The organism is Paenibacillus sp. FSL P2-0136, assembly GCF_037975325.1.
Classification (GTDB): Bacteria; Bacillota; Bacilli; order Paenibacillales; family Paenibacillaceae; genus Paenibacillus_AQ; species Paenibacillus_AQ silagei.
Window position 1 is genome coordinate 5,991,230 of the sequence record NZ_CP150244.1, and the last position, 22,346, is coordinate 6,013,575.

The window sequence follows — 22,346 nt, forward strand, 5'->3', positions numbered from 1 at the left end:
TGTGATTTATAGAATAAAATTCCTTTTATGTTATACAAAATATACCAGTGGTCGATTCATTAATCAAGTACTAATTATGTATTTTTCCTAAATTTTAAAATTTTGGCATTACGGTTGCCATTCTGATGAAATTGAGTCTTATTTGTGTTAGGTACTACGCAAAAACGGCTACACTATCCCCCAAAGGATGGCGTAACCGTCGTGGAGCTTGGATAACTGTATCACTTTATCTTCAATATAATCTTACCTTTGGCTCTGCCGGATTCGGAATACTCCATCGCTTTCTGCGCTTCTGCCCAAGGGAATACGCGGCCAATCACAGGCTGTATTGCTCCTGATTCGATATATTCAGTAATAAGATCCAATTGTCGCCCGCTCGGTTTCATGAACAGGAAGCTGTATTTCACCTTGTGCTGGCGTTCCAATCTTGTAAGACTCCGGGTGACAAGCCGCAATAGATTAGTCTTCAAGAAGCCTAACCCGTATTCTTTTCCAAAACGGGCATTGGGCAGCCCTGATACCGATACGACTTGTCCCCCAGGTCTGACAATGCGGAATGCTTTCTCTAACGTTTCTCCGCCAATGGTATCGTATACTCCGTCATAATCGTGCAGCACTTGATCAAACTGCTCTGTTTTATAATTGATGACCTGATCGGCTCCAAGTGACTTCACGAGTTCAGCACCGGCTTCACTTGCAGTAGTTGCAACGTATAGCCCCATCGCTTTGGCAAGCTGAATTGCGAAGGTACCTACTCCGCCCGCTCCCGCCTGAATCAATACTTTTTGTCCAGCCGACAGCTGTAAAATATCATGCAGTGCCTGGTACGAGGTGAGTCCTACGAGCGGAATAGAAGCCGCTTCTTCAAACGATAGGTTACGGGGCTTCAGCGCGATATCGTCCTCATGAACAGCGATATACTCCGCGAAGGTGCCGATTCTGCTTTTTCTGGGCCGGCCGTAGATTTTATCGCCTCTTTTGAATTTCTTCACCTTATCGCCCACCTGGATAATCACACCTGAGAAATCATTGCCCAAAATAAGCGGCAGCTCATATTTCAATAACATACGCAATTTGCCATCCCGGATTTTGAAATCGATCGGATTGATACTTGCTGCATGGATTTCTGCAAGTACATCCTGCTCACCGATTTCCGGCATTGGGCGGTCCGCTGACAGAAGCGGGGTTTTTCCGTATTTTTCAATAACCAGGGTTTTCATAATGGAACCTCCAGCTTGTGTCTAATAAAACCGTTCAATGAACTCTTCGATATGATTCACCACATTTTTCAGCGTACCTAGGTTCGTTCTGACATCCATGTAATAAAAATTTTTGGAGCCTTCTTCTGGCACATCCTGAAATCCTCCTTGATCAAGCGGGCAGCTTGCTGCTTATCCATGTCACTCCCCCTCTCCTTCCGCCTTCCGTTCAAAAAAGTGAACCGTTTGCTGCTGAGTATGGCATACATGGATGGGTCCTGCAATATCAGGAAAGAAAATCGAGACCACAAGGTAATTTTTCACATGTGTCAGATCAGCCAATCATACACATTAAAAGAAAAAAACCTGCAAGTTCCAAAGCGGAACTGCAGGCATTATCTAATTCCTCTAAGTTCCAACGCTGGGCTGGATAACGGTATTGAGCATCACATCGTATACGCCAATATAATATCCCCGTTATCTTCAAACTCCCCAGTCTCGGTGAATCCTACACTCTTATAGAGCTTATTAGCCGCTAGATTAATCGGGATATGCGATACCCTAATCTGTGTGCAGTCCTCGCAGCTGCTCAGCATCTTAATGACCTCTTTAATTGCTGCTTTCCCGTATCCTTTACCCTGAAATCTCCCGTCAATCATAAATCTCAGAATCCAATAGTAACCGTCTGTATATCTTTCATTATCAAAAAGGATAAATCCAACCATCCTTCCCTCAGCAAAAATACCGTAGGGTACCGATGTGGGCTCATTTACCGCATGCACAAGTGAATCTGCATTACTTGCAACCAAGTCCAACTGCTCCGTGCTCACGCTCAATTGAGTACATTCGTGTTCCAGCTCGGGGGTAATCTTATGTAATTGAATATTCACGGTGTAATCTACCCTTCATTATAAATTTGCTACTTCAGTTAAGCAGGAGATTATAGATTCTCTCTCCATCTTGGTTCAAAAGTTGTTCACTGATAAATCCTAATTCTTCATACAACTTCATTGCAACTGAATTTCTTTGTTCCACAGTTAAGGATATTAAGCTACACTTCGGATGGATTTCTTTAATGAATTTAATGATTTCTACCATAGCTTGTTGCCCATAGCCTTTTCGTTGGTGCTTGTGGTCAATCTGAAACCCGCCGATCCAGTAATTATCTGAGCTGCCAGGTGTATATGAAATGTAAAAGAAGCCAATGATACTGCCGTCTATGGACAGAATATACGGATCTAACGCTTCATCCCACGGCTTGATATAAGCATACGCGAGCGACTCCATCACTGAAGGAACGAAGTGCCTATGCTCTTTACAGACAGATATCTCTAGAGCTTCTTCCCAATTCTGGGCGTTCACAGGTTGGATAACGATTGGTTTCATGTTTTCTCCTTATATCAACAGTTGAGGTATAAATATCATCCTATCATAATATTGGTAAATTATCCTCTCACTCCTCCCCCTCCCGCGCCTTCCCCTCCGCCTCCCCGTACTCCTGAATAATCAGGCTGCCGCCGCTGGCGTGCCATTTCTCGACCTCCCCGGCGAAGCCGGCGGCGTCGATGTTGCCGAGAATATAATTGTAGGTGGCATCCACGATGATCGCGGACAGCTCGGCGTTCTTCTCGTCATAGGTCGGCGAGGTTAGCGAGACGGTAGGGTCATCGACCAGAAACTGCTCGTTATCCCGGCTGAGCTGGTCGGCCAGGGCGGTGAGCTGCTCCTTTTGTGCGACCTCCTTGATATGGGTATTGCCTACATCAGCGATCATCAGGGAATTGAGCGGATTGACCTCATACACCCGAAGCTGGGACGTTTCTTCCGGAAGAATCACTTTGCCTTCCCCGTCCAGCTTATAGTGGCGGCCCTCGAAGCCGTAGGCCATCAGGCCCGCTACATCCTCATCCATCGTGCGGTCGAAGAATCCCAGCACCTGCTTCAGCTCCTGCTCGGTAGCAATGGCTTTACGTGAAAAGAGGTACAAGCCGTTGTACTTCGGTATGGACCATACCTTATATCCGTCCGGCCCTTTAATCCTGTTAATCAGCGTCAGCTCTGCTTTGGGGTTGATCGCCTTGGCCTCAATGGAGAGCCGCTGCACATCCGTCATACTCCCGATGAAGATCCCGGCCGTTCCCCGGATGAATTTGTCCCGCTGCACTTCCTTGCTGGTCAGGGCGAAATCCTGGTTAATGATCCCTTCCTTGTATAATTTGCGCATGAAGTTCATCGTGTCCATATATTCAGGGGTGGCGAATTCCGGGATGAACTGTCCATCTTCGATTTTCCAGTTATTCGGCGTGCCGAAATAGGAGCTTAACGTCTTGAATACCCCGTACACCAGATCGTTACGGTCCACCAGTCCGAGGGTGTCTGCCTTGCCGTTGCCGTCCGGGTCATTCGTGGTGAACTGCTTCATCACCTCATAGAGTTCCTCCAGCGTTCCGGGCGGACTGAGATGCAGCTTCTCCAGCCAGTCCTTGCGGATAATAATGCCTTGCCGGGAAGCCGGTCTTTCTGTATAGAGACCATAGATTCCCCCGTCCACCGAAGTCTGCTTAAGAATCGCCGCATTCAATTGACTGAGATTCGGAAATTCCGCCAGATAGGGACCAATCTCCCAAAAAGCGCCCGAGCGGATCATATTCTTGACCGGATTATAATCGGTGAATTTCACGAACGTTACTTTGCCGAGGGAGCCGGTGGTCAGTGCGGTATTCATTTTGTCCGTGTAGACGCCTTCCGGCACCCAGGTAATATCGAGCTGAGTCCCGGTCAGTCTCTCAATCTCGGCAATCAGCTCCACTGAAGGCGTCTGCGGAAAATGCAGCGGTGCCAGAATCGAGATCGGTGCCGATGCCCCCGCTGAATCGGAACGCCCAGACTCATCCCCGCTGCAAGCGCTTAATATAATGAACAATAAGAATAGGATGAAGCACCCTGCAAGAGCTTTCTTCCTGCCCGTTAACCGGTTGAACATTCCATAACCCCCTGAAGCGTAATTTTTATATTGATGAATGATCTACAATAAGAATCACTTAGGATAACAATAAAAAGCAAAGAAGCGGAGGGGAAATTTGGAACTGGAGGAGCGGTAGCGTCCGCCTTTGTCAACGGATTTCACCCGCGAAGAGCGGATTGAATCAGGAAATCTGTTGACAACAGCGGCTGGAAGTCCAAATGTTCACCGCAGTGACGATTATGCTTCAAGGTAAAATCTTTAGTGTGTCTTATGTACTCATTGAGAAATTAAACATATTAGCGAATGATTAGAGAAAATGATTATTGCGGCACCAGATGATTATTGTTATTATCCTTCGTGATGCATACACTTAAGACAGTGATTTTTCTATTTCATGCAAAGGTGCTGAACGCTGTTGAAACATCTTAGCTTTCTCAGTAAATTAACTATGTTCGCGTTCGCCATCAGCATCCTGCCGGTGCTGTTCATTGGTTCGTTCTCCTATTTCACATCCTCCAGCGAGATTCAAAAAAATGTTAATGAAAGCAAAAAGGAGCTCATTTTACAAATTACCTCAAATGTAGAGCATAAGCTGAATACTGTCAACCAGACACTGAACCAGGTCGTAAACTCTTCGGTGCTGAAGAAGGCGCTGAACAACCCGCTTAGTGAAAACGATTTCATTTTATATAACGACATCCGCAATGAAATCCGCAATATGCAGTCCTTCGATACGAAGCTGGAGGATGTCATCCTGCTCAATCAGCGCCAGAACTGGATGATCAAGAATTCAGGGCTCTACCGGCTGAATGAATACCGCAATTACGAGCAGCTGACGAATCTGCTGAATGTGGAAGGCAGCTCTTCTTGGGTGCTGAACCCCTCCTCCCTGTTCTACAGTGAAGAGAGCATTAACGTGACCGGCTGCAATTACAGCATCAGCCTGATTAAGAAGCTGCCGACCACCAAGCTGCAGAAATACGGACTGGCTCTGGCCAATATTCCGGCCTGCAGTCTCCAGGACTTCATTAATCCCGATATGCAGCCGCTGGACAGTATTATGGTGCTGGATAAAAGCGGTCGGATTCTGCTGCATCCGGACCGCAAGCTGATCGGAGAGCCTGCCACAGCGGCCGGATTCACGGGATTCGAGCAGATCGCCGCTACCACTGAGCCATCGGGACAATTCAAGACCAAGCTTAATGAAGCTGATTACTCGATCACCTATATGCGTTCCCAGTTGAACGGCTGGATCTATCTGTCGGCCACCTCCATTAAGAGTCTGACCCGCGAATCCGGCAAAATCGGCACTTACACGGTATTCGTCTGCACGTTCATGCTGCTCTTGTCTGTGCTGCTTGCCTGGCTCGGCTCCCGGCGTATGTACACACCCATCGAACGGCTGTTGACCCAGATTGGACTGCGCCGTCCCGGTCTGCGGGCAGGGCGTACGGATGAATTCCAGCTCATCGGTGAGCAGGTCCATTCCCTGTTCCAATCGAAGTCGCAGCTGGAGAAGGAGGTTAGCCAGCATCTCGGACAGGTGCGGACCTTTTTTCTGATTCAGGCGTTCGGAGGTAATCTGAGAAGACGCGAGCTGATGGAGGAGCTTGTGCAATACGGGTACGGTAAGCAAGTCGAGGAATGGAAGACGATGGCTGTCATTACGCTGAGCATCGACTTCTCCGAGGAGAATAGCTATGAGAAAAAGGATCTCAATCTGCTCTTATTTGCAGCGCATAATATGACTCAGGAGCTGGTCTCTGCGCAGCACAGGCTAACCCCTGTGATGATGGGCCATGCCCTGACTGTCGTCATAGGCAGTGAGGAGGAGAGCACGGAAGCTTTTCACCGGATGCTCTATGCGCTGACGGAGAAGCTCCAGCAGGAGATTAACGGGGTCCTGAAGCTGCAGGTCAGCATTGGGCTGAGCCTGCCGTTTCATTCGTTTGACAAAATGTCCATTGCCTACCGGGAAAGCCTGGAGGCTCTGAAGCACCGGATTACCCTGGGCAAAGGCATCATTATCCAGTACGAGAATATCAATTCCGGCAAGCATTATCTCAATTTGAACTACCCGACCCACACGGAAAATGACCTGATGGATGCCATCAAGCTGGCGGACAGCGATAAGGCGAAGGAGCTGCTGCATAAGCTGTTCAAGTGTATTTTTGCGCTGGGACTGTCGCCGCAGGAATATCAGATTCCGCTGACCCGGCTGCTGAACAATACGCTCATTATGATGCAGGAATCGGGAATTACGCTGAATCAGATCTATCACGCGGGCGGTTCCCTGTTCGAGGAGCTGACCGATCTGCATATCGTGGCCGAGATTGAAGACTGGTTCTGGACCATCGTGATCCAGCCGGTCATCGTCATCTTCCACAGCAGGCAGAACGCCCAGTATCATAATATCTCCGAGAAGCTGATCGACATCGTCCAGCATGAGTATGACCAGGATCTGACGCTGGAGGAGTGTGCTTCCCGGCTGCATTATAACGCCAACTACATCAGCAGTGTATTCCGCAAGGAGACGCAGTATTATTTCAGTGATTACCTGACCATGTACCGGTTCAAAATGGCCAAGAAATGGCTGGAGGAGACCGATATGCCCGTGAAGGATATCGCCTCCCGCCTGAGATACAATAATTCACAGAATTTCATCCGTTCCTTCCGTAAGCAGGAGGGGATGACCCCGGGGCAGTACCGGGAGAGCTTCCACACGAAGCTTAGATCGGTCCCGGGCGATGAGTAGGGGCCTTGCCTTCAGGCGGGGCCTTGAGCCTCTTCAGCTTTCTTTTTCTGATAAACCATGTAAGAAATACAGCCAGAATAAGCAAGATGCCGCCTGCAGTAATCGCAATATTCCTGATATCCGGTACATAGACTACCAGCTGAATCGGCTCGGAATCCGCAAGGGACACATGCCAGGTTAACGTGTTGCCGTCTTGCTCGGCCGCATTATTAGCCCCGTATAGATCATAGGGAATCGTTAATTTGAAATCGACGGAGAAGCTGCCCATCAGCAGCCGCACCAGGGACTTAGGCACATTCAAGCTGCCGATGCCGTCGATAATCTCATCGGAGTAGGCGTTCAGCTTAGGCTGGGCCACCACATCGTATTTGGTATACAGCCACCTGTCCGTCTGTCCCACCTTGGCCTCTACAATATCAAAGCCGCTGCTGCTATTCTTCAGCTCCTCCATCGAAGCATACGATTTATGAAATTGATATTCCGTTGATTTGCCGCTTGCTGTCTTCTTCAGCTCTATGCCTGCGGCCGCCAGCCGGGTGGTTAGAAGCTCCTCCACTTTGCCGCTGACCAGCTTCTCTGCCCGGGCATCCAGCATAAGACTGAAGGCCAGATCCAGGGAGCCGTCCTTCTTCACGGTTACATGGGCGGTGCCTTGCGCGCATCCTGTAAGCAGCAGGACAAGCATAAGCATCATCAGTATTGCCTTAATTCGAGTCCCGTTCAACCTGCGTTTCTTCAACCTCTGTCCCTCCATCCGCTGACTGTTGCTACTAGCTTAACCGTACCTTGAAGAAGCGAATCTTCTCTTATGGAGTCAAGCTTAACACATCCCGGGGAGGTACAGAAAGCCCCCAGCCTGCGGATATCCGTAAGCTGGAGGCTTCCATGTGCATAATCCTGTTATTTTTTCAAATGATAAGGGACGGTAGTGATAATTACATTGCGCCGGTACAGCAGATGCGCGCGGATCAGCAGGCTCGACTGGTTATGCAGAATGTTATGCCAGCCCTTCTTCGGTATGAATTGAGGGACAATGACGGTCACCTGATAATTCGACTCGCTGGCCTTGCGCTGAACCGTATCAATGAACTTGGTCAATGGATGAATGATGCTGCGGTAAGGTGAATACAGCGTTACCAGCCGTACTTCAGGATGGAATTTCTTCCACTTCTCTTCGAAAATAGCGTCATCCTCCCGCTCGAACGGGATGTGGACGGCGATAATCTGCTGCGCACTCAGCGACTTAGCATACCGCAAGGAATTCTCCACCACATGGGTAATCCCTGCTACCGGCAGGATGATAATATTCCCTTCAATCGCAAGCGGCGGCTCCCCGCAGGTGGCTACCCGCAATTGATCGGCGACCGATTCATAATGCTTGTAGATGCGGTAGAAGAACAGGATAATCAGCGGCAGGAAGACCAAGACCGGCCAGACCTGCGTGAATTTGGTCAGGAAGAACATCATCGTGACAATGAAGCTGATCAGCGCCCCGATTGCATTGATGATCAGCTTAGGCAGCCAGCCCTCTGGCTTGTGCCGGAGCCATTTGACGATCATGCCTGTCTGCGACAGGGTGAACGGGATGAAGACCCCGACTGCATACAGCGGAATGAGATGCTCCGTCCGCCCCTCAAAGGCAATGATCAGGATAATCGACAGGATGCCCAGGCTGAGAATTCCGTTCGAGTACCCCAGACGGTCTCCGCGCACAGTGAACATCCGGGGAATGAATTTATCCTTCGCCAGATTCACAGCCAACAGCGGAAATGCGGAATATCCCGTGTTCGCCGCCAGAACCAGAATTAAGGCTGTCGTTCCCTGCACGACATAATACATGAAGTTGCGGCCAAAGACATGCTCGGCAATATCGGACACCACCGTAACCTGTTCACGCGGAGCAATGCCGTAATAATACGCCAGGAACACGATGCCTGAGAATAACAGCGCGAGCAGAATTCCCATCGCCGCCAAGGTTTTGGCTGCATTATTCGGTGCCGGTGCCTTGAAATTGGGGATCGCATTCGATATGGCCTCCACCCCAGTCAGCGCCGAGCTGCCTGAGGAGAACGCCCGCAGCAGCAGGAACAGGCTGATTCCGGCCACCGGTGTTCCCAGTGAGGTGTGAAGCTCCGCAGGTACTCTTCCGGTCAGCACATTGAACAGGCCCAGCCCGATCATAATGAACATCGCCAGTACGAACAGATAGACCGGGTACGCCAGGAAAGAGGCCGACTCGGTGACCCCGCGCAGATTCAGTGTCGTGATCAGCAGGACGAAGATGATGGCAATTATCACATTATAAGGATGCAGGCTCGGAAAAGCTGAAGTGATCGCATCCGTTCCCGCAGAGACACTGACCGCTACGGTAAGTATATAATCAACGAGCAAGGAGCCCCCGGCAATCAGACCCGGATATTTACCCAGATTCTCCTTGGATACAACATAAGCTCCGCCGCCTTGAGGATAGGCGAAGATGATCTGCCTATAGGAGAGTATCAGGGCCAGCAGCAGCACGAGTACTCCGCCTGCAATCGGAATGGAATACCAGAATGCGGCTGTACTAACCGTGATCAGCACCAGCAGAATCTGCTCCGGGCCATAGGCCACAGAGGACAAAGCATCTGAGGACAGTATGGCTAGGGCCTTGGTTTTGTTAAGCTTCTGTTCTCCCAGCTGATCGGACTTCAGCGGCCGTCCGATCAGGAACCTTTTTACCGAAGACATCATCATCACTCACCGACTTTTTTATTGTTATATTACCCCTGGTGCACGAATAAAATCTGGACCTTTAATTGGATACAGACACTATTTTTGCTGCCGTTCGATACTACATTAATTCTTTTATCACCATCTGTATATATGCAGATATCCTAGACAAACCCCAAACCATGAATAACAAATGATATTCGCCGAAAGACACAGCAAAAGGGACCAAGCAGGCTTTCCGCTCGGTCCCTTTTGCTTATTTCAGCTTTTTTTGCTATATTCAGCCATTTTCAGGATGTCTTAGAGCCAGTCCTGTGTAAGCAGCGTCCGCAGCAGCTCCACCTGCTCCCTGCCGATCCGTGCCGTGATTTCGGCTTCAATATTCTGCTTGATCTCCAGCATACTCCGGCAAGCCGCTGTCCCCTTCGCAGTGAGCACGATAGGCTTGTCCCGGCTATTCCCTTCCTTAGCAGCAGTATCCACGTAACCTTCAGCCAGCAGATTGTTGATCGTCTTTTGCGTCCCCTGGCGGGAAATGCTGATCAGCCTGCTGATCTCCGAAATGGACAGAACGCCGTGCTGCTCCAGCATCGCCAGAATATGCGTCTCTGTCTTATTCAGCGGCTCGCCGCTCATCTGGTTCACCTTGTCCCGCAGCACCTTATGCTTCTCGCTGATCATATCGACAAGATTCAACCCGCTCATATATTCCTTCATTTACAAGACCTCCATAGATAGAAATGCAGTTCCGTCTAACCGAGAATTACTGTCGCTCCAATTGTCAACCAGGTTGACAATAATCCATCCCACTGCTACTATAAGTGAAGTTTGACAAACTTACATTTAAGGGAGTTCGGAAACATGGGCAGTAACAAAAAGGAAGCTTTAATTTTCACCAGTATGATGTGTTTTTGCATGGTCTTCTTTATGTCTTTTTACAATGTGATTATAGCGAACGGACTCAACAGCAGACTGCTCACGGATGTGGCTGTGGGCTTGCTCCCGGCACTTGCCGTTGCCCTGTTCTGCGACATTGTGGTGGTTGGCAGAATTGCCAAAGGGCTGGCCTTCAAAATAGTGAAGCCGTCCGCACCCCAGATCCGCAAAGTGCTGACGATCTCGTGCTTCATGGTCTGCGGCATGGTCATTCTCATGTCTCTATACGGCACACTAGCACACTTCGGATTCGGGGACAACTTCTTCCGTCATTACTTCGCCATCCTGGGGCTTAATTTCATCTGCGCCCTGCCGCTCCAGCTGCTGGTGGCCGGTCCGCTGACCCGCTTCCTGTTCAGCCGGATGTTTCCGGTCCGTACGGCAGCACCAGGCGTCTAGGGCTGGCTGAAACCAGTCCACCGTTTTTTACTCGAATACGGGCATGGCCTCCAGCCATGGCTGCGGTGTTCCCGCCATACCAAAAAGGGTGCTCAGCAAGCCATGACCTCATGGCTGTGCGGAACACCCTTGTCCGGGATTCATTCTATTGATTATTTATTCCATGAAAGACAGGCGCCCGCCCTGGAGCCGTACACTGCCGCCCTTAGCATAGAAGCTTAGGCCCGAGCAGATGCCTCCAGGGAAGACCAGGCTGGTGATGGCGGCAAGGCCGTCATTGGCGAATACCTCCACCGAACAGGCATCCAGCAGGATACGCAGGCTCTTCAGGCTGCCGATTCCCCCGGTGCTCTGGAGATCGGGAAATATTTCTGAGAAGCCGGTCTCGCCGGACTGATCTCTGTGCAGGGTTAGAGTGTCTTCAGCAGCAGAGTAAATGAGTTCAGTATACTCAGTAGCTGTATGATGAATAATAAGACCGAATTCTTCCGCTTCATTGTCCGTAAGCGTAAGCCGCAGCTCCAGGGCTGAATCCTTGCACTTGATATCCTGGCGCTCGCCCGGTATCAGCAGCATCTCTGGCAATGCCGCAGACTCTGCCGCGAAGTAACGATCCAGCTCTGCTACCGGCTGCTGGCGGATCATCATCCGGCCGTCTGCCGCATCATGGAGCGTCAGTACCCGCGGAATCGTCATCGCTCCGCGCCAGCCCTGGCTTGGAACCTGATTGGCATACCGCCAGTTGCTCATCCAGCCGATGAAGATCCGCCGCCCGTCCGCAGCCGGAATGTCGGAGAAGCTGACCCCTGCGTAATTGTCTTTGCCATAATCCAGCCAGCGGATGTCGCTGTGCTCCGGTGTGAAGACGGAGCCGTCGAAGCCACCGACGAAATATTGCGTCCGCGAGCCGTATCTCGCCCCGCTGTTATCACCGATGCTGACCAGCAGCACCCACTTGCTGTCTCCTGTCCCTTCCACCGGGAGCTCGAAGAGATCCGGGCATTCCCATACGGCATCATGAGAGCCTGCACCCTCACCGAATTCACTCTCCAGGCTCCACTCCCGCAGATTCGGGGAGGAGTAGAACGTGATCGTCTGATCGGTCGCCAGCACCATCACCCATTTCCCGTGAGCTTCAGACCAGAACACCTTCGGATCACGGAAATCGGCCTTGGAAGGATGCGTCAGCACCGGGTTGCCTGCATACTTGATCCAGGTCCGGCCATTGTCATGGCTGTAGGCCAGGCTCTGTCTCTGCACGGCAGGCGACGATTCCGTCGGCTCCTGATGACTGGTATAGATGGCAACGATACCCGGCTTCTCCGGGAACAGCCCGCTGGTATTATTCCAGTCAACGACTGCGCTGCCGGAGAACGCATAGCCGTGATCATCCGGATACAGCGCAATGTTCAGCTCCTCCCAGTTAATCAGATCCTTACTGACGGCATGACCCCAGTGCATCGGCCCCCAGATGGAGGAATGCGGATGATACTGATAGAACAAATGATACTCCCCTTCGTAATAAACCAGTCCATTCGGATCATTCAGCCAATGCTGCTCCGGCGTAAAATGCAGCGCCGGCCTGTGTTTGGTTCTCCCGATAATTTCCACTCCATTACCACCTTTATCTATTTATAAGTTCATCATGTTCCGCGGCTAGTGCAGTCTCAGCCTTTATTCTTGAGATAGCTGTCATATCCTCTTTGCTTGATCTCCAGCCATTTGTCCAGCCCGAGTCTGGACAGCTCTGCCTGGTAATCCTTCCATTCTTCTTCCACTTTCCCGGTCTTGGTCCATTCCGCGCGCTTGCGGTTCACATAAGCGAACAGGTCCGTCTCAATCGCGGTCAATTCCTTCTGATCCTCCAGGGAGTAGAAGACACGCGGGAAGTTGTTATCGGCCTTCATATAAGGCACCAGCTTCTCCTTCATGAGGTCCAGCCGCCAAGCAGCATCATCCGGCTTGGTAGTCACCTTACCGTAGTATTCATCGAGGATCGCCAGCGGACCGCCGATGCTGGTTTTCTGGCGCAATTCAACCGGAGCCGCGCCTTCCAGCGGCAGATGCTTCAGCATTTTGGCCGATTCATCGTATTCAAAAATATTCTGCTGTGTCTCATCCCCATACGTTCCCCAGTTGTCCTCAACCGACTGCTGCGGCTCATAGAGCTGGTCAATCCACTTGGCGGTAAGCTCCAGATTCTTGTTTGAACCGGCAATAACCATCCGTCCACGGTCAAAACCGAAGTTGTTCGTACGGGCTACATTGACCTCTCCGTCCGGTCCGGCAAGCGGCTGCATCAGATCATATTTATCGTTGAACCCGGTAATATTGGCTTTATCCCACTGGAAATAGAGACCGTAGCGCCCGCTCTGCCCTTTGGCCAGATAGGTGTTGTAATCCTGTTCAAACGCCTCTTCGTCGATCAGATCCAGCTGGTACAGCTCGTTCAGATACTTAATGCCCTCTTTATATCCATCCTGACCTGCGGTGAAGACCACTTTGCCGTCATTGGTAACCACCGTGTGATCGCCGTTATCCCCGAGACCGAACGAGCCGAACAGGAAGTTCATATCCTCATTGCCGTTATTCAGCACAAAAGACAGCGGGATCTCATCCTTCTGGCCGTTCCCGTTCGGATCATCATTCTTGAAGGCAACCAGCACCTTCTTCAGCTCCTCCGTCGTAGTTGGCATAGCGAGTCCCAGCTTCTTCAGCCATTCCACATTGATCCACGGCATCCCGTTGACCGAATGAATGCTCTCCTTGCCGGAGCCCAGCTCTTCAATCCATGGAAAAGCATAGATATGCCCGTCCTGCGCAGTCATCATCGATTTGTACTCCGGCGCGGCGGCCAGCACCTTCTGCAGATTCGGCATGTATTTCTCGATCAGCTCCTCCAGCGGCACAATCGTTCCGTCCTTGCCCAGGGTCAGCAGATCATAATCCGAATACGCGGCATCGATGATTGCATCCGGCAGGTCTCCGCTGGCTACAGCCAGATTTCTTTTCTCAATAAAAGCGTCGTTCGTGTAGTTGGTGAAATCGATGTGGACCCCGGACTTCTCCTCCAGCCGCTTGTAGATCAGCTTCTCGTTCGGATCGGCAGGCGCCAGCGCTGAGCTCTGGGACATGAAGTGCAGCGATACCTTCTCTTTAAGAGGCAGCGTCACATTCTCCAGCTTGTAATCCTCCGAAGCCGAGGAATTGTCGCCCCCTCCGCCGCAGCCCGCAAGCACGGAAGCCGAGAGTGCCAGCACAGACAAGGTTTGCAATGTTTTTTTCATATGAGATTCCCCCTAATATTATTTAATGGAGCCGACCATGGCGCCCTTCTCGAAGTATTTCTGGAAGAACGGATACATCACGATAAGCGGCAGACTGGAGATAACAATGGCAGAATATTTGATCATTTCAGACAATTTCTTAAGCTCCGCCTGGGCCAGTGCATCGGCAATCATGCCGGGCTGCACCTGATTCTGAATCAGGATCGAACGCAGCACCAGCTGCAGCGGGAACAGCCGGGAATCGTCCAGATAAATCATGGCATCGAAATAAGAGTTCCACTGCCCCACGAAGGCATATAAAGCCAGCACGAAGATAATTGGTTTGGACAGCGGCAATACAATCCGGAAGAAAATGCCCAGATCAGACGCCCCGTCGATACTCGCCGCCTGAAACAGCTCCTTGGGCAGGCCCTGGAAATAGGTCTTCGCCAGAATAATATTGAACACGCTGATCGCCCCCGGCAGGATCACCGCCCACACCGTATTCAGCATCCCCAGATCCTTCACGACCAGATAGGTCGGAATCAGACCGCCGCCGAAGAACATCGTAATCAGGAAGAAGATCATTACCGGCCGCTTCCCGGCCAGCCCCTCAATAGACAGCGGATACGCCGCGAAGACGGAGAAGAATACCGTAGCCAGCGCGAAGGCGGCAGAGTAGAACAAAGCGTTGAAGAAGCCGCGGATCATCGCGTCGTTGCTGAGAATTTTGACGTAGCCTGTAATGGTCCAGTCCGACGGCGCAATGGCCAGCCCCTTGGTAATGAGCACATTCGGTGTTAAGAAGGAGGCCAGCACGACATACACCAGCGGAAACAGAATGACCAGGATGAACAAACCAAGCAATATATACGTGATAACAACCAGAATCCGGTCCTTCCCGGAATATTGAATATCCATACTTACCTCCTTTTAATACAGCCCTTCCCCTTCGTTCAGCCGTTTGACGACCGTATTGACGAAGACCAGCAGGATTACGTTAATGACGGAATTGAATAATCCGATCGCGGTGGAATAGGCATAATCGCCGGCCTGCAGACCCACCTTGTAGACATAGGTCGCAATGATCTCCGAGGTCGGGGTATTGAGCGCCGTCTGCATCAGGAAGGCCTTCTCATAGCCGATGGACATGATGCCGCCTGCGGCAAGGATGAACAGCACGGCCATCACCGGCCTCAGCGCGGGCAGATCGATATGGCGGATGCGCTTCAGCAGGGAGGCACCGTCAATCGTCGCCGCATCATGAAGCTGCGGATCTACACCGGCCAGCGTAGCTACATAGATAATCGAGGACCAGCCTGCCGTCTGCCAGATGCCTGACAGAATATATACGGTACGGAAGTAAGCGGGATCACTCATGAAGGACACCGGCTTACCTGTAAAAGTAGTAATGAGCGCGTTCACCACACCTGTCGGCGACAGAAAGACAAACAGCATCCCTGCGACAACCACAACCGAGATAAAGTTAGGTGCATACACAATCAGCTGGATGTTCTTCTTCAGCTTCGCGCTGCGGATCAGATTCAGCATAAGCGCCAGCACAATAGGCACCGGAAAACCCAGAATCAGCCCGTAGGCGCTTAATTTAAGCGTATTCATTAGAATATCGTAGAAATTCGGCGAGGAGAGGAACCGCTCGAAATGCTCGAAGCCCACCCATGCGCTGCCCAGGATGCCTCTGCGCGGGCTGAAATCCTTGAAGGCAATAATAGCGCCGTACATTGGAACGTATTTGAATATAACGGTAAGAATTACGGCCGGAGCCAAGAATAAATACAGGATATAATTCCGGCGCAGATAGCTTAGAATTGATTTACGTGATTTGAGTTCAGTACCCCTTTGTTGAACTATCGGATTTGCCAATTTTCCCCCTCCTTACAGTGCGGCTGTGCTAATGCTGCTGCGCAGCAGGGCCGCTGCTAGCTTGCCATTCACATGGCATAGGTCCGCCCGGATCTGTCTATCCTCCTGACGGTTAGGTTACCCACCTCCGGTCTAACTATTAATTTACATTTAACAAAATGAATAGGTTTTCAAATTTACATTTGAACATGTTTTGCCTTTACAATTTATCAGAGATCGTGATTATAAGTCAATACATTTTGCACAAAAAATAATTAAAACCGTGCATTATACAGTGCAAATGTAACATTAACATAGATATTAGCACTTAAAGGTGTCTTTAATTTTTGAATTGTAAAATTAATTTGTGCATTTGTAAAATCACGTTGTCAATTTTGAGTAAATGCTATATATTAGGTAGCAGAGGTTACTAATACGGGGAAACAAAGGTGGAACACAGTGATGAAGAAAGCAAAGGTCACCATTCAAGACATTGCAGATGCGCTAGGCATCTCCAGAAATACGGCCTCCAAAGCCCTGAACGGTGCAGAGAGCATTCCTCCTGAGACCCGGGAGAAGGTCATCAACAAGGCCGTCGAGCTCAAATATAAACAATTCTCCTATCTGGAAGCAGCAGGCAGCGCCTCTGAGAATCAGGGCAATATCGCCCTTTTGACCAGCAATCTCCCCAACAGCTCCCACTTCGGTTCCCAGCTGCTCAGCGGACTGGAGAAGCGTATCAGTACCGAAGGCTATACCTTGTCCATTTATTTTGTCCGGGAGAACGATATTAACGGTATGACTCTGCCCGGCAATTTTGAGCCTGCGAATGTGGACGGCATCATTTGTATTGAAATGTTCAGTAAAGAATACAGCGGGCTGGTTACCGAGCTCGGCATTCCAACGATCTTCATTGACTGCGCGTCCGATATTATTTATCCGGAGCTGAAGGCAGATCTGATGCTCATGGAGAATGAGCACAGTGTATGTTCCATGACCCGCAAGCTGATGGATCAGGGAGTGCAGAGCTTCGGTTTTGTAGGCGATTACAACCACTGCCGCAGCTTCAATGAACGCTGGATCGGCTTCAATCGGGCACTCTCTGCGGCCGGTATTCCGCTCAATCCCGAATTATGCATTGTGGGTCAGGACCGGGACTACATGCTGGAGGCGGACTGGATGGATCAGCAGCTGGACGCCCTTGACGAGTGGCCCTCCGCCTTCATCTGCGCCAATGACTTCATCGCAATCCGTGTCATGAAGTCACTTAAGAACAGAGGAATCAAGGTGCCGGAGCAGGTTGCGGTCTGCGGCTTCGACGATGCCTCGGAATCCCGGATCATCGAACCCCATCTGACGACGGTACATATTTACAGCGGTCATATGGGGATTGTCTCTGCCGAAATGCTGCTCTCCCGGATCAAGGACCCTGCCAAGCCTTATCAGGTGACACATGTCGCTACAGACGTTGTATTCAGAGACTCTACCCCCGCTCTTAGCTAATACCAACCCATTCTGCCTGGAGGTTATTTCACAATGAAACTACATGGTTCAGTCCTTTGTGCGGGCGAGCTGCTCATTGATTTCTTTTGCACCGATGTTGATGTCAGCCTGACTGCAGGGCGGCATTTCTCTAAGCAGGCCGGCGGAGCGCCAGCGAACGTAAGTGCAGCCATCGCCCGGCTCGGCGGCCACTCCGCCTTCCTCGGCAAAGTCGGAGCCGATCCCTTCGGCTTCTTCCTGAAGCAGACGCTGGAAGAACAGAACGTGGATACCTCGATGCTGCTGCTTGATCCCGCAAGCCCGACCACACTGGCTTTTGTCTCGCGCTCAGCGAACGGAGAACGCGATTTCGTGTTCCACCGCGGGGCAGACCAGCTGCTCAGGCTGGAAGAGCTTGACCTGGCAGCCGTCCGTGAGGCGGCCATGCTTCATTTCGGCTCGGCGACAGCGCTGCTGGCTGATCCCTTCCGCGAGGTCTATATGACGCTCATGGATGAAGCGAAGGCGAACGGACAGTTCGTCTCCTTCGATCCCAACTACCGGGGCGACCTGTGGACCGGGCGGCAGGAGGAATTCATCACGCTGTCCAGAGCCGGTATCTCCAAGGCCGATCTGGTAAAGGTCAGAGACGAGGAGCTGCAGCTGATTACAAGCGAAGCGGACCGTGATGCCGCCCTTGATATGCTGCATGAGTGGGGAGCCGGAGCAGTAGCCGTTACTCTGGGCAAAGACGGCACTCTCATCTCCTCCCCGGACTCCCGGCTGCTGATTCCGAGCATCACCGTGAAGTCCATCGATTCCACGGGTGCCGGCGATGCCTTCATCGGAGCGCTGCTCTGCCGGATCAGCCAGCTGGCCCATCCGGCAGACTTCACCCGCAGCGCGGAGCTGCAGCAAGAATTCGTCACCTTCGCCAACCGGGTGGGGGCGATGGTCTGCACCAAGGTCGGGGCGATTGCCGCGCTGCCGACACTGGACGAGGTCCAGGAGTTTGCCGGGTAAGCTGCGGAGCTGCTGTTAAACCAATCTTTACCTGCTGTTTTCATCACAGACAGGGGAGCATGGCACGTAATATGATAAGCACATTATCATATGGTTGAAGGAGCAGCTTTTGCATGACGATGAAACAAGAATTCGATAATCTGATGGCGTTTGCCAAGGATTTAATCAATGAGAATCTCGGCTTTTATTATGATATCAATTATGGTTATTTCCAGCCCGAGACCCATCCGATTGTGGACTTCATCCGGCTGATAGGCAGACGTATTCAGAGCCAGCTCATGCTGATGCCCGCGCTCTACGGGGAGGTCGACCAGATGGAGCGGATGTTCTCGGACAACCTGTTCTTTGATGAATGGGCCGAGGTGACGCTGGACGGACGGAGCTTCCACTTCCTGATGCGGCAGATTGACAACAGCAGCAGAATCATCAACCTGGCACGTGACCTGGTCTTTCCCTCCCCCTGGATTCCCCGCAAGCTGCGCGACAGTCTGATCCGCATCGGTGAAGGTACCCTGAACGGAAGCTGGCGGCAGGATAAGGATCATCAGGTTACCCTCTGGCTCCCTCTTGGCATCTCCTTCGTGGAAGGCTCAGGGCATCATTCCATAACGGCGGGGATCGCCAAGGGCGAAGGGGAGCTCTACCCCACCTCGGTGTATGACATCAGCCTCATCTATGATCATGTGTATACCGACGGCAGGTATTACTACAGAACGCATGACCATTCGATTATCTCCGAGGTTCATTTCGTGGAATGCGCCGCTATCTTTGAGATCGGCCGGATCATGGCGGCGCAGAAGATTATTTTCTGAAGGACGACAAACCATAATTTCCTAAATAACAAAAAAGCCGCGAACCCGCCCAAATCGGACGGTTCACGGCTTATTCAAGTAGTAGCTCTCTGTACGAGCTGAAATTCCAGCTCCTGCTGCCCGGCTTCTGTTCCCCCCAGCTTGCCGAGAATCAGATGCAGCGCATTCTGCGCCTGTGCGCCAATCGGATTATTAATTGAGGTGATCCCCAGCGTATGGGCCAGCTCCGTGTTGTCGAAGCCGACAATCGCCAGCTCCTCCGGTACCTTCACCTTAAGCCTGCGGGCCTCGCTCAGTATCCCTGCCGCTACCATATCATTGGCGCAAAGGATGGCATTCGGAGGCCCGCCAGCAATCAGCAGCAGCCTGCGGATCAGCTCCTCACCCTGCCGGATGGAAAAGATCCCTGTCTGCGACCATTCCTGGTTCACCTCCAGATGATATTTGCGGGCAGCATCCTGATACGCCTGTATCCTCCCGAAGGTATTCATACTGGCCGGCCTGCCCCAAGCATTGGCAATCCGCGTATAACCCCGTTCGATCACATGCTCAAGTCCCAGCATGTACCCGTCATATTGATTCATGGCGACACTCTGAATCTCAGGAAGCTCCATCCGCTGCCAGGAGACAATCGGCCCGTATTTGCAGTAAGAGCCCAGGAGCGCCTGATCGTTAACGCAGGTGCTGATGACAAGCGCATCAACTCTTTTGCGCCGCATATCCTCGAAGGCTTGCAGCTCTTTGGCCGGATCACCCCCGGAGGTATAGATAATCGTCTGATATCCGTGCCGGCTCGCAGTCTCCACGAAGCTGTTCAGAAAAGGCAGCATTACCTCGTTAATCCCCTCCGTTACCATCCCGATCTGCATCGTCTCTCCTGTGGACAAGGAGATGGCATTGCCATTGGGCACATAGTCCAGCTCTTCCATGATCTTCAGGATGATCTCCCGCGTTGCCTGGCTCACATGGGGAGAACGATTCAGCACCCTCGATACTGTAGCTTTGGAGAATCCCGACAGTTTAGCGATTTGATCCAGATTCGACATGATGGCTCTCCTTACATAATTTTTCATCTTTATAATAATACTTGACATGTAACGCGTTACAACATTTAGCATTGAATTATAGGACCTATGAACAGCTTACCATATCTGAATCCATAACTAATAGAAGGCGGGATTATCAATGAATACACCATTTCCTGAAGGCTTCCTGTGGGGCGGCGCAGTCGCTGCGAACCAATTGGAAGGCGCATACAACGAAGACGGCAAAGGCCTGTCCACTCAAGACGTAGCTCCGCAAGGAATCAGGGGCCCTATCACCGAGGTACCTACCGAGGATAATATGAAGCTGGTCGGCATCGACTTTTACCACCGGTACAAAGAAGATGTTAAGCTTTTTGCCGAAATGGGCTTCAAGGTCTTCCGTACCTCCATCGCCTGGTCGCGAATCTTCCCGAACGGCGACGAGCTGGAGCCTAATGAGCAAGGTCTGCAATTCTATGATGACCTGTTCGATGAATGTCACAAATACGGCATTGAGCCGCTGGTGACCCTCTCCCACTACGAAACTCCGCTGCACTTGTCCAAGCAGTATGACGGCTGGGTGAACCGGCAACTAGTCGGCTTCTATGAACGGTATGCCAGAACGGTATTCACCCGCTACAAGGATAAAGTGAAGTACTGGCTGACCTTCAACGAGATCAACTCCATCCTGCACGAGCCATTCATGAGCGGCGGGATCTATACACCGAAGGACAAGCTGAGCAAGCAGGATCTGTACCAGGCCATTCATCACGAGCTGGTCGCAAGTGCTACAGCGGTCAAAATCGGACATGAGATCAATCCGCAGGCCCAAATCGGCTGTATGATCCTAAGCATGCCAACATATCCGCTCACGCCTAACCCGGACGATGTCATTGCGGCAATGAAGTCAGAGCATATGAATTACTTCTTCGGAGATGTGCATGCGAGAGGTGTGTACCCTGGCTATATGAAACGTTACTTCAGAGAGCACGGCATTGAGATTCACATGGAGCCTGGCGATGCGGACATTCTCAAGCATACCGTTGACTTTATCTCGTTCAGCTATTATGTGAGCATCTGTGAGACCGGAGACAGCAGCAAACGTACCCAGGAAGGCAACCTCATCGGGGGCGCACCTAATCCATACCTGAAGGCTTCCGAATGGGGCTGGCAGATTGACCCGCAGGGTCTGCGCTATGTGCTGAATATGTTCTATGACCGTTACCAGAAGCCGCTATTTATTGTGGAAAATGGACTCGGAGCCAAGGATGAGCTGATCACCGGCGAAGACGGCGTGCCAACCGTCAATGACGACTACCGGATTGAGTACCTGAATGACCATCTGGTGCAGGTGGGCGAAGCCATCGAGGACGGCGTTGAAGTCATGGGCTACACCTCTTGGGGCTGTATTGACCTGGTCAGTGCGTCAACCGCTGAACTAAGTAAACGCTACGGCTTCATCTATGTAGACCGCCACGACGACAATACCGGAACCCTGGAGCGCTACCGCAAGAAATCCTTCCACTGGTATAAGGATGTTATTGCTACCAATGGACAGAGCCTGCGGCGCTCAGGCCAATAGAATAGCCAGACAATACAGGTTGTCCCGAAAGCCATAAAAAGCTGATTGGGACAGCCTTTTTTTCATAGGGAAAGATAACATCTTGCGTTCTTCATGCGCCCAACCGGGTTGGACTGTAAGAATGGTAGCGACAGCGCCCCATTCTGCTGGTCTTTGCCTGCCCCTCCCCCCGATAACTGAAGATATCAATTTCAGTTGAATAAGCCATTAACAAAAAGCAGGGAAGGAGCGGAGGGGAAATTTGGAACTGTAGGAGCGATAGCGTCCGCCTTTGTATACGGATTTCAACCGCAAACAGCGGCTTGAATTAAGAAATCTGTATACAACAGC

The 22,346-nt window shown here is 51.2% G+C and carries 18 protein-coding genes; 6 read left to right on the plus strand and 12 right to left on the minus strand.

What is annotated here, in order from left to right:
* Positions 1-221: 221 nt before the first annotated feature.
* From NYE26_RS25400 to NYE26_RS25415, 4 genes are all read right to left on the minus strand, one after another.
* Positions 222-1,220 carry an NADP-dependent oxidoreductase gene (locus NYE26_RS25400; RefSeq protein ID WP_339251035.1) on the minus strand — a complete coding sequence of 333 codons (999 nt, stop codon included), beginning with the start codon at positions 1,218-1,220 and terminating at the stop codon, positions 222-224.
* 425 nt (positions 1,221-1,645) lie between these two features.
* Positions 1,646-2,089: a GNAT family N-acetyltransferase gene (locus NYE26_RS25405; protein ID WP_339251037.1), complete on the minus strand. Its 444-nt coding sequence runs from the start codon at positions 2,087-2,089 to the stop codon at positions 1,646-1,648.
* 34 nt (positions 2,090-2,123) lie between these two features.
* Positions 2,124-2,585, minus strand: a complete 462-nt coding sequence (locus NYE26_RS25410; protein WP_339251039.1) for a GNAT family N-acetyltransferase — start codon at positions 2,583-2,585, stop codon at positions 2,124-2,126.
* 67 nt (positions 2,586-2,652) lie between these two features.
* Positions 2,653-4,122: an extracellular solute-binding protein gene (locus NYE26_RS25415; protein ID WP_339251041.1), complete on the minus strand. Its 1,470-nt coding sequence runs from the start codon at positions 4,120-4,122 to the stop codon at positions 2,653-2,655.
* Between the two features lie 457 nt (positions 4,123-4,579).
* Between NYE26_RS25415 and NYE26_RS25420 the strand changes: the two genes are divergently transcribed.
* A complete protein-coding gene (locus NYE26_RS25420) occupies positions 4,580-6,919 on the plus strand; it encodes an AraC family transcriptional regulator (protein WP_339251042.1) in 2,340 nt (779 codons plus the stop codon).
* Here the strand turns inward: NYE26_RS25420 and NYE26_RS25425 are convergent.
* The 3 genes from NYE26_RS25425 to NYE26_RS25435 form a co-directional block, all read right to left on the minus strand.
* Positions 6,894-7,658 carry a hypothetical protein gene (locus NYE26_RS25425; RefSeq protein WP_339251044.1) on the minus strand — a complete coding sequence of 255 codons (765 nt, stop codon included), beginning with the start codon at positions 7,656-7,658 and terminating at the stop codon, positions 6,894-6,896. The two genes, NYE26_RS25420 and NYE26_RS25425, sit on opposite strands and share 26 nt — an antisense overlap.
* A 161-nt stretch (positions 7,659-7,819) precedes the next feature.
* A complete protein-coding gene (locus tag NYE26_RS25430) occupies positions 7,820-9,649 on the minus strand; it encodes an APC family permease (RefSeq protein ID WP_209879170.1) in 1,830 nt (609 codons plus the stop codon).
* A gap of 279 nt (positions 9,650-9,928) precedes the next feature.
* The gene (locus tag NYE26_RS25435; protein ID WP_036732520.1) at positions 9,929-10,345 is read right to left on the minus strand and encodes a MarR family transcriptional regulator; all 417 of its coding nucleotides are present in this window, start codon (positions 10,343-10,345) and stop codon (positions 9,929-9,931) included.
* 144 nt (positions 10,346-10,489) lie between these two features.
* Here NYE26_RS25435 and NYE26_RS25440 point away from each other — a divergent pair, with 144 nt between their 5' ends.
* Positions 10,490-10,963 carry a DUF2798 domain-containing protein gene (locus NYE26_RS25440; RefSeq protein ID WP_339251046.1) on the plus strand — a complete coding sequence of 158 codons (474 nt, stop codon included), beginning with the start codon at positions 10,490-10,492 and terminating at the stop codon, positions 10,961-10,963.
* Positions 10,964-11,119: 156 nt separating this feature from the next.
* Here NYE26_RS25440 and NYE26_RS25445 read toward each other — a convergent pair whose 3' ends face one another.
* The 4 genes from NYE26_RS25445 to NYE26_RS25460 are packed head-to-tail and all read right to left on the minus strand — an operon-like array spanning position 11,120 to position 16,113.
* Positions 11,120-12,574, minus strand: a complete 1,455-nt coding sequence (locus NYE26_RS25445) for a glycoside hydrolase family 32 protein (RefSeq protein WP_339251048.1) — start codon at positions 12,572-12,574, stop codon at positions 11,120-11,122.
* A gap of 56 nt (positions 12,575-12,630) precedes the next feature.
* Positions 12,631-14,250, minus strand: coding sequence for an extracellular solute-binding protein (locus NYE26_RS25450; RefSeq protein ID WP_339251050.1), 1,620 nt, complete (start codon positions 14,248-14,250; stop codon positions 12,631-12,633).
* 18 nt (positions 14,251-14,268) lie between these two features.
* Entirely contained in the window at positions 14,269-15,150 is an 882-nt protein-coding gene (locus NYE26_RS25455; RefSeq protein ID WP_036732509.1) for a carbohydrate ABC transporter permease, read from the minus strand.
* Positions 15,151-15,162: 12 nt separating this feature from the next.
* Positions 15,163-16,113 (minus strand): ABC transporter permease subunit, encoded by a 951-nt coding sequence (locus NYE26_RS25460; RefSeq protein WP_339251052.1) that lies wholly within the window; start codon positions 16,111-16,113, stop codon positions 15,163-15,165.
* A gap of 441 nt (positions 16,114-16,554) precedes the next feature.
* Here NYE26_RS25460 and NYE26_RS25465 point away from each other — a divergent pair, with 441 nt between their 5' ends.
* The 3 genes from NYE26_RS25465 to NYE26_RS25475 all read left to right on the plus strand — a co-directional run bounded on the left by NYE26_RS25465 (position 16,555) and on the right by NYE26_RS25475 (position 19,409).
* Entirely contained in the window at positions 16,555-17,595 is a 1,041-nt protein-coding gene (locus tag NYE26_RS25465) for a LacI family DNA-binding transcriptional regulator (RefSeq protein WP_036732508.1), read from the plus strand.
* A gap of 33 nt (positions 17,596-17,628) precedes the next feature.
* Positions 17,629-18,597 carry a carbohydrate kinase gene (locus tag NYE26_RS25470; protein ID WP_339251055.1) on the plus strand — a complete coding sequence of 323 codons (969 nt, stop codon included), beginning with the start codon at positions 17,629-17,631 and terminating at the stop codon, positions 18,595-18,597.
* A 113-nt stretch (positions 18,598-18,710) separates the two neighbouring features.
* On the plus strand, positions 18,711-19,409 hold the full coding sequence (locus NYE26_RS25475) for a DUF6710 family protein (RefSeq protein ID WP_051478692.1): 699 nt from the start codon (positions 18,711-18,713) through the stop codon (positions 19,407-19,409).
* Between the two features lie 74 nt (positions 19,410-19,483).
* Here NYE26_RS25475 and NYE26_RS25480 read toward each other — a convergent pair whose 3' ends face one another.
* Entirely contained in the window at positions 19,484-20,455 is a 972-nt protein-coding gene (locus NYE26_RS25480) for a LacI family DNA-binding transcriptional regulator (protein ID WP_339251057.1), read from the minus strand.
* A gap of 139 nt (positions 20,456-20,594) precedes the next feature.
* Here NYE26_RS25480 and NYE26_RS25485 point away from each other — a divergent pair, with 139 nt between their 5' ends.
* Positions 20,595-22,016 (plus strand): glycoside hydrolase family 1 protein, encoded by a 1,422-nt coding sequence (locus NYE26_RS25485; protein WP_339251059.1) that lies wholly within the window; start codon positions 20,595-20,597, stop codon positions 22,014-22,016.
* Positions 22,017-22,346 lie beyond the last annotated feature (330 nt).